The organism is Paenarthrobacter sp. YAF11_1, from assembly GCF_052113445.1.
Taxonomy (GTDB): Bacteria; Actinomycetota; Actinomycetes; order Actinomycetales; family Micrococcaceae; genus Arthrobacter.
Genome location: NZ_JBFRDF010000006.1, coordinates 179,637 through 191,716 on the forward strand (window position 1 = coordinate 179,637; position 12,080 = coordinate 191,716).

Annotated in this window: 11 protein-coding genes, 5 tRNA genes and 1 riboswitch; of the genes, 8 read left to right on the top strand and 8 right to left on the bottom strand. The window is 59.9% G+C overall.

Features of this window, described 5'->3' with window-relative positions; genetic code table 11:
* Nucleotides 1-48 precede the first annotated feature (48 nt).
* Nucleotides 49-204: riboswitch (FMN riboswitch) on the bottom strand.
* A 77-nt stretch (nucleotides 205-281) separates the two neighbouring features.
* The 6 genes from rpe to AB4Y77_RS11920 form a co-directional block, all read right to left on the bottom strand.
* Nucleotides 282-956 carry a ribulose-phosphate 3-epimerase gene (gene rpe / locus AB4Y77_RS11895; RefSeq protein WP_231338935.1) on the bottom strand — a complete coding sequence of 225 codons (675 nt, stop codon included), beginning with the start codon at nucleotides 954-956 and terminating at the stop codon, nucleotides 282-284.
* Between the two features lie 46 nt (nucleotides 957-1,002).
* On the bottom strand, nucleotides 1,003-2,550 hold the full coding sequence (locus AB4Y77_RS11900) for an RsmB/NOP family class I SAM-dependent RNA methyltransferase (protein WP_442014101.1): 1,548 nt from the start codon (nucleotides 2,548-2,550) through the stop codon (nucleotides 1,003-1,005).
* Nucleotides 2,547-3,467: a methionyl-tRNA formyltransferase gene (gene fmt / locus AB4Y77_RS11905; RefSeq protein WP_442014102.1), complete on the bottom strand. Its 921-nt coding sequence runs from the start codon at nucleotides 3,465-3,467 to the stop codon at nucleotides 2,547-2,549. Before fmt ends, AB4Y77_RS11900 begins: the two co-directional genes overlap by 4 nt.
* Complete coding sequence (def, locus tag AB4Y77_RS11910) at nucleotides 3,464-4,036, bottom strand: peptide deformylase (protein ID WP_311215092.1); 573 nt, start codon at nucleotides 4,034-4,036, stop codon at nucleotides 3,464-3,466. Before def ends, fmt begins: the two co-directional genes overlap by 4 nt.
* Nucleotides 4,037-4,106: 70 nt before the next feature.
* Nucleotides 4,107-4,991: a cytochrome gene (locus tag AB4Y77_RS11915; protein WP_311215091.1), complete on the bottom strand. Its 885-nt coding sequence runs from the start codon at nucleotides 4,989-4,991 to the stop codon at nucleotides 4,107-4,109.
* A gap of 12 nt (nucleotides 4,992-5,003) precedes the next feature.
* On the bottom strand, nucleotides 5,004-5,222 hold the full coding sequence (locus tag AB4Y77_RS11920; RefSeq protein WP_442014103.1) for a hypothetical protein: 219 nt from the start codon (nucleotides 5,220-5,222) through the stop codon (nucleotides 5,004-5,006).
* Nucleotides 5,223-5,229: 7 nt separating this feature from the next.
* Here AB4Y77_RS11920 and AB4Y77_RS11925 point away from each other — a divergent pair, with 7 nt between their 5' ends.
* A complete protein-coding gene (locus AB4Y77_RS11925) occupies nucleotides 5,230-5,436 on the top strand; it encodes a hypothetical protein (protein ID WP_442014104.1) in 207 nt (68 codons plus the stop codon).
* Between the two features lie 531 nt (nucleotides 5,437-5,967).
* Here the strand turns inward: AB4Y77_RS11925 and AB4Y77_RS11930 are convergent.
* Entirely contained in the window at nucleotides 5,968-7,737 is a 1,770-nt protein-coding gene (locus tag AB4Y77_RS11930; protein ID WP_442014105.1) for a hypothetical protein, read from the bottom strand.
* A gap of 761 nt (nucleotides 7,738-8,498) precedes the next feature.
* On the opposite strand from AB4Y77_RS11930, the gene AB4Y77_RS11935 reads away from it, so the two are divergent.
* Nucleotides 8,499-8,888: a hypothetical protein gene (locus AB4Y77_RS11935; RefSeq protein ID WP_442014106.1), complete on the top strand. Its 390-nt coding sequence runs from the start codon at nucleotides 8,499-8,501 to the stop codon at nucleotides 8,886-8,888.
* 436 nt (nucleotides 8,889-9,324) lie between these two features.
* Here the strand turns inward: AB4Y77_RS11935 and AB4Y77_RS11940 are convergent.
* Nucleotides 9,325-9,399, bottom strand: a tRNA-Val gene (locus AB4Y77_RS11940).
* Between the two features lie 249 nt (nucleotides 9,400-9,648).
* Here AB4Y77_RS11940 and AB4Y77_RS11945 point away from each other — a divergent pair.
* From AB4Y77_RS11945 to AB4Y77_RS11970, 6 genes are all read left to right on the top strand, one after another.
* Nucleotides 9,649-9,721, top strand: a tRNA-Gly gene (locus tag AB4Y77_RS11945).
* Between the two features lie 46 nt (nucleotides 9,722-9,767).
* Nucleotides 9,768-9,838: transfer RNA gene (locus AB4Y77_RS11950), tRNA-Cys, on the top strand.
* A gap of 39 nt (nucleotides 9,839-9,877) precedes the next feature.
* Nucleotides 9,878-9,952: transfer RNA gene (locus AB4Y77_RS11955), tRNA-Val, on the top strand.
* Nucleotides 9,953-10,009: 57 nt separating this feature from the next.
* Nucleotides 10,010-10,085 (top strand) — tRNA-Gly (locus AB4Y77_RS11960).
* 178 nt (nucleotides 10,086-10,263) lie between these two features.
* A complete protein-coding gene (locus AB4Y77_RS11965) occupies nucleotides 10,264-11,718 on the top strand; it encodes an amino acid permease (protein ID WP_442014107.1) in 1,455 nt (484 codons plus the stop codon).
* A gap of 95 nt (nucleotides 11,719-11,813) precedes the next feature.
* A complete protein-coding gene (locus tag AB4Y77_RS11970; RefSeq protein ID WP_026540338.1) occupies nucleotides 11,814-12,047 on the top strand; it encodes an antitoxin in 234 nt (77 codons plus the stop codon).
* Nucleotides 12,048-12,080 lie beyond the last annotated feature (33 nt).

The window sequence follows — 12,080 nt, forward strand, 5'->3', positions numbered from 1 at the left end:
CGACAGCGCAATGCCGGGCGTCGCTAAAGGAACGCCCACGGCATGACTGTACGTGCTTCTCCCATCCAGACTTTAACTGTCGGTACCGGAATTTCACCAGTTCAACCGTCTGCCATCGAAGATCCAATCACTTGGAATCCGATGGCTCGCGGGTCGCGGACTATAACCGCCGGTTCGGACTTACACCGACCCCGGAGCACGTATGTGTGTTGTTATTCTGCCACAACTACCAAGATGGCCGGGCTATTCCCAGCCATCTTCGTAACATGTGGTGACGATCGTCAGGCGAACGTCGCCGTCACAGCCTGACCCGCCGCACGGAGTCGATCGATGGCCGCTGCGGGGTCCTGGTGCCCATAGACCGCCGAGCCTGCCACGAACACGTTGGCACCGGCTTCCGCGGCCCTGATGATCGTTTCCTCAGTGATACCCCCGTCTACTTGGATGGCCACCCCGATGCCCGAGCCCTCGATTGCCGCCCGCGCACGTCGAATCTTGGGCAGGGTAATGTCCAGGAAGGACTGCCCGCCGAATCCGGGCTCCACCGTCATGATCAACAGCATGTCCAACTCGCTGAGCATGTCCAGGTAGGGCTCAACCGGTGTAGCCGGACGAAGGGCCATTCCCGCTTTGGATCCCCGCGCACGCAGTTCGCGTGCCAGCTTGACTGGGGCCATGGCGGCTTCCGCATGGAATGTCACTGAAGCGACGCCGGCGTCCGCGTAGGCAGGCGCCCAACGGTCGGCGTCGGAAATCATCAGGTGGGCGTCCAACGGTACCGGACTGACCGCCTGGATCCGCTGTACCACCGGCAGTCCCAGCGTCAGGTTGGGGACAAAGTGGTTGTCCATGACGTCAACATGGACGGCATCGGCATTGCTGATCCGCTGCAGTTCCGCCTCAAGGTTGACGAAATCGGCAGACAGGATGCTCGGGTTGATACAGCACTGAGACAAGGCAGCCCCTCTGGGTCGGTGGGAATGGCAAGCCGGATTCCGGCAGTTACGGCTTTTTACGGATGATGGCCATGAACATGGCATCGGTCTGGTGGACGTGTGGCCACAACTGGGCTGTTTGTTCGTGACCGGCACCCAAGTTCCCGGTGAGGCTGACATGGTCAAGCGCCTGACCGGCGTCGAGCAGTTCCAGGTCCTCACGCTTGGCCATGACGTCGCTGACAACCGCGGTGGTCTCGGCCGGATGCGGCGAGCATGTCACGTAAGCAACCACGCCGCCGGGCTTCACGGCTTCAATTGCAGACTTCAGGAGATCACGCTGCAACGGGCCGAGGTCGCCAATGTCCTTGGGTGAGCGCCGCCACCGCGATTCGGGTCGCCTGCGCAACGCTCCCAGCCCACTGCAGGGAACATCAACCAGCACGCGATCGAAAGCTTCTGCTTGCTCCGAACCAACGTCGCGTCCATCACCGGTCCGTACCGACCAAGTGTCCTCCGGAACAGCTGAAAGGGCCTGCTGAACGAGTTTCGCCCTATGTGGCGCGGGCTCATTGGCCAACAGGGTAGCGCCGTCCCGATGCGCCAGGGCAGCCAGAAGAGCGGCCTTGCCTCCCGGACCGGCACACAAGTCCAACCAGCGTTCGCTTCCGGAAGAGGCACCAAGGTCCACGCCGGCCAAAGCCCGGGCAACCAGCTGGGATCCGACGTCCTGGACACGGGTGGTTCCGCGACGGACCGTCTCCAGGCGACCGAGGTCTCCACCGGCGGACAATGCCGAATCTTCCACCAGTTCGCCTGCCGTGGCCCCATTCTCGAAAGCCTCGTCAAGACTTCCCAAGCCCGGCAGCGCTACAAGATTGACCACCGGCGCGGCGTTGTCCGCCTCCAGCAGGTCATCGATCTCCGACTTCGGACGGCCGTGGTTGACCAGTGACTGGCGCAGTGCGCGCACGATCCATTCAGGGTGGGCATGCCGGAGCGAGGCGATCCGGGTCTCATCGGTTTCGCTGGCCAGCAGGATGTCCAACCACTCGCCCATGCTGTGGGCAGTGACCTTGCGCAGGACTGCATTGATCAGGGCCGACGGACCTGCGCCGATGACGGCTCGTGCCAGGCCAACGGTCTGGTCCAACGCCGCATGCGCAGGAACACGCATTGAAAGCAACTGATGGGCGCCAATCCGCAGGGCATCCAGGATTGCAGGATCCAACTGATCAAGGGGGCGGTCTACGCAGCGGGCAAGAATGGCGTCATAGGTGCCTTGACCGCGCAAAGCGCCATAGCTCAGCTCCGTGGCGAAGCCGGCGTCCCGGCGATCCAAACGGTGTTCCCGGATGCGGGCTGGAAGCACGAGGTTGGCGTAGGCATCCTCGGAAGCAACCGCACGGAGCACTTCGAAGGCCACAAGGCGGGCCGGGTCGGCGCGGCGCGTACGCTGCGAGGGAGCATTGTTCGTGAAGCCCCGCTGAGGGCCACGGTTTCGCTCCCGGCCCTGGGCGTCACGCCGGCTTTCGCCACGTGCACCCCGGTTGCCTTGTCCGCCGCCGTCCCGGTTCCCGCTGTTGTTGGGGCCTCGCCGGCCGGACTCACTCATTCGAATACCACTCTCTCGGGTGTTGCCAAGCCGCGGGCCCAGTCAGCCGACGACATCATTTTCTTACCTGCCGGCTGGATCCTGCCGAGCTCAACAGCGTGGGATCCGGTGCCGACCAGAACAGATTTGCCATCCACCCTGATGGCGCCCGGAGCCAGGTCCTTAACCTCAGGACGGAGGGTCACTGGTTCAAGTTTGATCCGCTGGCCTTCCAGCGTTGTCCATGCTCCCGGCTCAGGAGTCACACCACGGGCCCGACGACTGAGGGCCAGGGCAGGCAACTGCCAGTCAAGGCGGCCATCCTCTAGCCCCAACTTGGGAGCAACGGAGACCTGCCCGGCTTGCGGCTGCGGGGCAGCCTGACCGGCGTCGATCGCGGAGAGCGTCTGGCTGAGAAGCACGGCCCCGCTGATGGAGAGGCGCTCAAGGAGGTCCCCCGCGGTGTCGTCCGGCCGAACAGCTTCAGTGAGGGTACCGAATACGGGTCCAGTATCGAGGCCTTCTTCGAGCTGGAACGTCACAGCGCCGGTGATTTCGTCCCCGGCGATGATTGAACGCTGGACCGGGGCAGCGCCCCGCCAGGCAGGAAGGAGGGAGAAATGCAGATTGACCCACCCATGCGTCGGAACTGTCAAAGCTGTCTTCGGAACAATTCCACCGTAGGCAACAATGGCGGCGACATCCGGGGCAAACTCAGAGATCCGGGCGGTGGTATCCGCATCGACCTTGGCCGCACGGATGACGTCGATACCCAGCTCCAATGCCCGCGCCGCGACGGGCGAAGGCGTCAACACCCGCTTCCTGCCCAGGGGGGCGTCCGGTCGCGTCAGGACAGCGACGACGTCGAATCCCGCCTTGACCAAAGCGTCCAACGATGGGACCGCAACGGCGGGGGTTCCTGCGAAAAGGACCCTCACTCGGGTGCCCCGAAGCTGCCGCCACCAAAACTTGATCCCACGCTGGTGGCGCGCTGGGACGTGGTCTTCTCAGTGATGGCGTGGTAATTGGCGTTCCGGATGGCGCGGAGAGCTGCCTTGCGGTCCTCCCCTTCCAACCTGTCCGTGTACAAAATGCCGTCAAGGTGGTCCGTCTCGTGCTGGAAACACCGGGCAAGCATGCCTTCGGCTTCCACCGAGACCGGGTTGCCGTTGATATCGACACCGGTGGCCCTGGTTGTCCGGAAACGGCGGACCGGGAAGCCCAGGCCGGGGATCGAGAGGCAACCCTCTACTTCGTCCGGCTGGAAGTCATCGCTGTTTTCCAGGACAGGGTTGATGATGTGGCCTTCCACTCCCCCAATGCGGTAGGTAAAAACGCGCTGGCTGACGCCGATTTGGGGTGCGGCGAGGCCTGCGCCTTCCACGTCTTCCATGGTTTCGGTCATGTCAGCTACCAGCTTGGCGAGCTCCGGACCGAAATCGGTGACGGGGTCCGCTACGGTGCGCAACACCGGATCCCCGATGATTCGGATACTCAAAATTGCCATGTGCTGTCAGTCCTCACTATCGTCAAACCCGGCTCCGGGTGTTGCGGAGCCTAAGCCAGTTTAGTTGAGGTCATTCGCCACTGCCGCTGTTTGCCGCCCCGGCCCCAACCGATGCAAACACAGGTGGAGCAATGGGCAACAGTGCTTGTCCCGCTGCAGAGACGTCTGCCGACATTTCCCAGACGCGCCGAAGGGCGCAGAACTTCCACCAGTGGTGCTTGAGGATTTCCGGGTTGGCCCGCATCGGCCTGACTTCGGTCTCTCCGATTGCTACAGCGAGCAGCATGGGGTTGTCACCGTATTTCCAGGGTTCCCATTCCCCGGCAACGGGATCAACCAGGCTCTCCTCAGCCTTCATCCCAGCGGCAAGCTGCATGACCACTTTGTCATCCAGCGCCTTGACCGTTCCGTCCCGGGTAGTGCCTTTGGTCTTGTAGTCGATCAGGCAGATACGTCCGTTGATCCGGGCCACAAGGTCAAGTGTCCCGGCGTAGCCCACAGTCTTGTTCCACACGGTGATCTCGGGGGCCAACGGCTCCACCCGGTACAGCTCCCACCATTCATCAAAACGGGCGGCAAACGCCTCCTCACCATGGGCTGCGAGGTCGTCCCGGCATTCCTGCATGCGGTGCGGACGTCCCAGAGCACGCAAGGCAACCTGCTCACAGTAGGTGTGCACGCGGTCGCCGCGTGCTGCCGCTGCATCCCGGTACACTTCCGCCGCTTTGGCGGCTTTGTTGATGGCCTGGCGGGTCTTGGCTGGACTCCCCAGGATCGCGGGAAGCTCCGGATCCGCAGCGAGACTGCTCGCACCCATGTAACTGAACCAGCCATCCAATGAGTGCGCCTGTTGTCCGATTACCGTGGTGATCGAGGGCACCGAAAATTGCTCCGTGGTGGAGCGGGCATACATCCGGCCGTAGTCAGTAGCGTGGGCAAGCAGTGGAGCAGTCATATAAAGACTGTGTCATACAGGGCCGACAGAATTCTCCGGCGAGAAGATCATTGCGAGCTGCTCCGGGGGCAGCCGGGCCAGCTTCGCCGCGAGGATGGGCGCCTTCCCAGCCAGCTCCCCGCAGGACAGCACGGGGTCAGATATGGCCAGGGACAGTTCACGTTCATCATCGGCATGCACGTTGACGAAGTGCTCCCATGGAACGTTTCGTGACGCAAAACCACTGCCCATCTTCTACATGCTGATCTTGCACCATCCTGATATTTGCGATGCCCTGGGTACGCAGAGCCCCCAAGTCCCCGAATCTGCCCACGTGCTCTCCATTGAAGACAGCCACCGTATCGGGAAGATCGAGCGCCAGCATCTCAATGACACCTGGAGCGAATTCGGTGTGAGGGTATGCCTCTGGATTTGGGATGGTTACCTCATCGAAGAGGCGGCATGAATCTGGTCAGCAACGTAACGGGCGTGAGCCCGTCAAAGGGATCCGGCGCTTCGAAGCCGGCCAGCACCTTCTGGAGGTGCTGCCCGATAATGTCCCCGCCAGTGATATTCCGGACTGGTATTGCACGATGCAGCAACACTCCAGAATCCATACCCGAGTCCCGCAGCATCAACCGCCTGGTCACAAAAAAAGTGCACTTCATAGCCCAGTTTCCCGAACATTTCGCACGCCGCGGCCCGGAATCTCTCCGCCTCGGAGACTGTGAAGAACCACAAATCCTCGTCTGTGGGTTCTTGTTCAGGCCGCTTCGTTTTGAAGAGACCCCCCAGTACTCGTTTTCGATGCTTTTCCGACGAGTCGTTGCTATGTCAGTGGTCACGAACGTCGTGGAAGTTTTGCGGAAACCTGCCCAACCCAGACTGCGGCATTGACAGTCCGAGCCGGGCGAGTCACCTGCAGGGACGTGCTCAGTCGTCGGCTTGGAGCACCGTGCTGATGTAGTCCTGGACACCGGTCACGTGGAACAAATTCCTACGCCCGACTCCGCTGAACCCATCCCCGCCAACCAAGCCCGTCGTTGTATTTGATGTTGGTGAACGGTGCGCCAGCTTCGTCGAGTCGCACCGCTTCCATCGAAAATGCTCCGTTGAACTCAGTAAATATGATCCGGACTGTCCCGCCCGGAAAGGGGTTGTTGAGATACCCTTGGCCTCCCGCTATATAAGTGCCCACTGCATCGATGGTGAGGAGGTCGTTGGGCGCCTTTCGAACCGCATCGCTTACCGGTCGGCCATTGGCCAGGATCCAGTTGCCCGCAATAGCCTCATGTGGCGTTCCAGGCAGCAGTATCCCTTTGACGCGTTGTCCGTCGTATCCGTCGGAGTGAGTCACCGATATGTTGTTCTCGATTGCGCCACCCAGAACATCGACACCAAGCGCATAAGCCTGCTGACCCAGGCCCATCCCGGCCTGTTGACCCGCGGTTCGCGAGGTGATTGAGAGATTGTTGTATCTGGACTTCCCTATCAACCTCACAGCGGGATGGTCCGCCGGCGTGGGTTTGGTCGAAGAAGCACCGCCGTTCCAGGCGGCGTCGTTGGCAAAGTTGTTTGGGACCGGACCCCATCCATCAGGATTGGAGATCGCGGCCGTGTCAGCGATCATATTGTTGGCAAACGAAGCGATCTGGCCGTTGACGCTCTCTGCGTTCTCAAACCAAAAGCCTTCGCCTCCGCAGTTCTGGGCTTCAGTCGAGGAGAATTCGCAGCAACCATTGATGATCTTGTAGCCAATCGACGCTCGCCGCACCTTCACCCCTCCCCCGCCGATCTGCCATCGATCAAGCACCTGGCCACACCAAAACGCCTTGGTATTGGTGAACCGAGTCGAGCCGTTCTGTTGCAGGAATCCGTGGTACTCGGAATTGGCGGCGGTTACTTCACTAAGGTAAGTGTCGTAGCCCACGGTGAACCCGTTGCCGCCGGCGTTCTGGGAAACAACGTTACGAAAACGTATCTCGCCGCCGACCTTGTTCGTCATGGCAGCGCTTCCATAGGGGTTTACCACGAAGATATTTTCAAAGCTGGAGTACGTGTCGCCGTACGGGGCTTCATTTGGCGCCGTGTAGTCAGGGACCATGAGTATGCCATGCGAGTTGTACTGCCAGTTGTCAGGGTTTGCAGGGTGGTGGTCACTCGAAAGATCCACTCCTGGTCCCGAGGACTTCAATGCGTCAGGGAAGCTCTGACCCCAACGGTTTCCGTTGATCCTCAGGTCACGAACATCGTGATAGTTGCTTTTCGGTTTATTGACAAAGACGGAACAGTTGGCACCGTCAATCAACATGAAGGTGGTCTTGTTCCATCCGAGACCCCAAATGGCAACCTCTGACAGCATGACGATGGGCTTCTTCACGCCGTAGCCTACAAGTTGATTAGTGTCTCCTTCGAAGATGGCAATACCGCCACCCAGAGTCGCAATTTGCTGGAGAAACGCGTTGATTTCATCAGACTGGTCAATCGCCTCGGTCCCTGGCGCACCGATCGCCTGAACATTTGGCTTCCCCTCCTTGCCCGCGCTGTACCTTCGGATTGTCGGATCAGCTGAACTAACCGGCAAATTCACCAAAGGCATCATCGCCTTAGGGAGGATTCCGAAGTCCGATGCGTAGTAAACCCTCTTGGCACTTCTTGTCACAGCAGCCGCCGCTGCTGCCGGAGCCGTGCCCGCGAAAGCCGCACCTGCTACCAAAGCGAGCCCTCCACTGGCCATCAAAGCCCGTCGACCTATTGTCGATTCCATAACATCCCTTGTCCCGGCTGTGCAAAGAGACGGAAACCTTCTCCAATGTGAGAGCTTGTGATCCGCGTCGCTCAAGAGCCTGCCTCATACCTCTGAGTGGGAAGGCCGCGCCAATCGTGACGTAGTTTTTCCCGCCGACTCCGAGACGTTTCAGCTTCTCGGACGCCCCAGGGTAGTCAGAAGCGTCGATGACTTCACCATTTCCAGGTTTATCCCTGATTCTCTTGCAACTATCCCCAAACCAAATTCACCGTCGACAATATCTCCGAAATCGGAAATGCGAGCAGGCAACGTATTCAGGGCTTCCACACCCAGACGTTTCAGGCTCCTCAAGGTGGACCATCGGTCACGGTGCCCCTACCCGGGTACGGAGCGACACAGCTTGGAGCAGACGGAACCGGAACAACCGAAGGCAAAGAGTCAGCATTGCCAACCGAGAATCACGGCTGGCTCCAGGCGGACGGGAATCTTGGATACGCTTCCGTAGGCACCGAGTCCAGCCTTAAGCAAGCGAATGTTTCCCTTGGACTCACAGATAAGCTGACGAACTCTGGAAAGCCTGTGGTGCCCCACTAATGAAGGGATCAAAACTGTTAAATCGACGACGGCTGACGATACGTACCGTTTCGGCGAGTGCCGTCCTGCTGCTGCTCGTGTCCGGATGCGCCGCTGGATCTTCGGGCAAGGGCACTGATACAGATCTCCCACCCTCTCAATCCGTAGCGAGCAACATGCTTCCCGATGACGGGAAAGGGGCAACAATGACACCGGACGAGGCCAGGACGGGGCTCTTCGGACTCCTCGATGAGATCCAAGCCCTGGCACCACGTGAATGGGTGAACGAGGACGTTCCGGCAGGTGGATACTGCAACAACCAGGACACCGGAAGCGGCAAGCAGTTCGCCGGCGGCCGGACCACGGGACCCCTCAGCTCCGCCGAGCGCGAGACCCTCAGGCAGAAAGTCTCAGCATTTTATGAATCACGCGGGTACGAAGTTCAGACCCTCGATAAATCAACCACCACGAATAATTTGCTCATCACTACTGCCTTCGGACCCGATGGGTTATCCGTCGCCCTATACACAGGCGACCTCGGCACAATAATCGATGGCAGCAGCCGCTGTGCCCCGGACCCGGAGGTAGCAAAATAGCCTCTCCACGGGCACGGTAATGGTTACAGTGGCGAATGAGGGAACCAAAAACGTGGAATCGACTACTGATGCCATCTAGGTCCAGGCGCGTCCTTCCCGCCGCCGTAAAGGTCAGCGACGGGGCCAATCCAGCCAGACGCTCCTGCTCGGAAACCACCGCCTTGCCTACGATGGGTGCATGGACGAAGCCTTCGATCTTGGCAGGCAAGCAACGCTCCGCGATCTTGTTGAACTACGAGGCACTCCCAGCGACGTAGTCCCGTCTCGCTGAGTGTGATGTCCCATCGGAACAAGATCTGGCCACAGAGAGGCGCCATGACGTTGCGCGTGCGATCGACTGCTTCGACAGCAAGCTACGGCGATTTAGTCCAGGTACCTCAGACGGGGCGAGAAAGCCCTGAAAACCAGAAAACCCCCGGGATGCCGGGGGTTCTGTTGGTGGGCGATACTGGGTTCGAACCAGTGACCTCTTCGGTGTGAACGAAGCGCGCTACCACTGCGCCAATCGCCCGGGTGCATAGAAAACACTAACCGACCACCGCCTGATTGCAAAACCGATCAGCACCTTCATGGCCGTACCGAACTACACCCCTGGAATTACATGCGTGAAACTCAGCAGATTCCGCGCAGAATCAAGGATCCGGCCACCCGCGAAACCAAATCTCCGCCCTCGATTTGGAGTTTGCAACAACCTCCTATAGAGTTTTTACTCGTCGGAAAGCGACGGAAAGCCTGAAGGGTTGGCCGTCAAAACGATACTGCGGACGTAGCTCAGCTGGTAGAGCACCACCTTGCCAAGGTGGATGTCGCGAGTTCGAATCTCGTCGTCCGCTCGCAAGGCACTGTCAAGGCAGGAATTCCCCGGAATTCGGCTTACACGGTGGGTTGGCCGAGAGGCGAGGCAGCGGCCTGCAAAGCCGTATACACGGGTTCGAATCCCGTACCCACCTCGGTGAAAACCATGTCTTCCAGCAGTTGGCTGGATGCATGGGCGATTGGCGCAGCGGTAGCGCGCTTCCCTGACACGGAAGAGGTCACTGGTTCGATCCCAGTATCGCCCACCAAAACAAGGCAACTTGTTTGTTGTTGAAGGCCAGGCATCAGCCCGGAAKACAACATGTGCGGACGTAGCTCAGCTGGTAGAGCACCACCTTGCCAAGGTGGATGTCGCGAGTTCGAATCTCGTCGTCCGCTCCAGAAAAGAAAAGCAGCTCCCCGGAGCTGCTTTTTTTGTGCCCAATTTTGGCTTATCGCCGACTCATTACGTGAAGTAACTGATACCCCTCAGAAGAATTCGCTTTATCTAATGTGATTCGGCTCGCATAATGTACTGCGAGCTCATCACCGTTCCACGCCAACTGGCAGGAGTACCCCCATGAATCAACAGACGACTTCCAAGTCCGTCCTGAGACGCAAGCCGATCGACGACATTGAGGAAGAAAACAAGCACAGCGGACTATTCAAGAGTCTTGGCCTCTGGCAACTGACGGCCATCGGCGTCGGCGGAATTATCGGCGTCGGGATTTTCTCCCTTGCCGGGCTGGTAGCCCATGGCAGCGAGGGAACTCCGGGCGTGGGCCCGGCAGTGCTGATTTCCTTCCTGATCGCCGGTCTGGCTTCCGGCGCAGCCGCGCTTTCCTACGCTGAATTCGCTGGGATGATACCCCGCGCCGGTTCGGCGTACACCTACGGCTATGTGGCTCTTGGCGAGATCATTGGCTGGTTCATCGGCTGGGACCTGCTGCTGGAATACATCGCGATCGTGGCAGTCGTGGCCATCGGCATCTCCGGCTACTTTGACGCGTTCCTCTCCGGCATCGGAATCCACATGCCAACCTGGATGACGTCCACTGCCGACGAGGGCAAGGGCGGCATCATCAACCTCCCGGCTATCTTGGTCTGCCTTCTGGTCACGTGGATCCTGAGCCGTGGAACCAAGGCCTTTGGCCGGTTTGAACTTGTAGCGGTGGCCATCAAGGTCATCCTGATCCTGTTCATCATCGGATTGGGCATTTTCTACGTCAACACCGAAAACTACAACCCCTTCATGCCCAGCGGCTTCGGTCCGGTCATCGCCGGCGCCGCAACGGTCTTCTTCGCTGTCTTCGGCTATGACGCCATGAGCACAGCGGCCGAAGAGGCCAAGGACGGCAAGAAGCACATGCCCAAGGCCATCATCCTGTCCTTGATCATCGCCATGCTCCTGTACGTAGCTGCCACGCTGGTCCTGACCGGCATGCAGAACTACAAGGACATCAACCCCACGGCCGGCTTCGCTTCGGCGTTCCAGGGAGTCGGGCTGCCCGTCATTGCCACCATCATCTCTGTGTTCGCCGTGCTGTCCATCCTGACCGTCATGCTGACCTTCCTGTTGGGCGTCACCCGCGTGTGGTTCTCCATGAGCCGCGACGGCCTGCTGCCGGGATGGTTCGCCAAGACGGACCGGCACGGCACGCCACAGCGTGTGACGTGGATCGCCGGCGTTGCCTCGGCCTTCCTTGCCGGCGTCTTCCCCATCAAGGAAGTCGCCGACCTCACCAACATCGGTATCCTGGCCGCCTTCGTGGTGGTCTGCGTTTCCGTGATTGTCTTCCGCTACACCAAGCCGAACGCTCCGCGGACCTTCCGGTTGCCCTTCATGCCGATTGTCCCCGCTTTCGGTGTCCTGGCCTCCGGATTCTTGATGTTCCAGCTGCATTGGGAAACCTGGGTCCGGTTTGGAGCGTGGCTGGTCATCGGCCTGGTGATCTACTTCGCGTACGGTCGCAGGCACTCACTCATGAACCCGGACAGCCCGCGCCACAAGGTGGAAAGTAAGCCGTTGGCATAGTTTGTCCACAGCCCCGTCCGGAACCCTTGGCACCCCAGGCAAGTGGTGTTAGGGTCGGACGCGGAGGAGCGAACTGGCTCCGCGATGGAAGGGAGGTGCCCGTGGGTTTAATTGACGACCTGAAGGGCAAGGCTCAGGGTCTCATTCAAGGCAACGAAGAAGCCATCAAGAATGGCATCGAAAAGGCCGGGGATTTTGTGGACGAGAAGACGGGCGGCAAGTATGCCGGTCACGTCGACAAAGTCCAGAACGCCGCTTCCGACTTCGTGGCTAAGAACGACGGTCAGCCTGGACAGGCTCCCGTCACGGATGAGCCGAAGCAGCCGTAGCTGCCTGAGCCGCCGTACCAGATACGTCAAGGG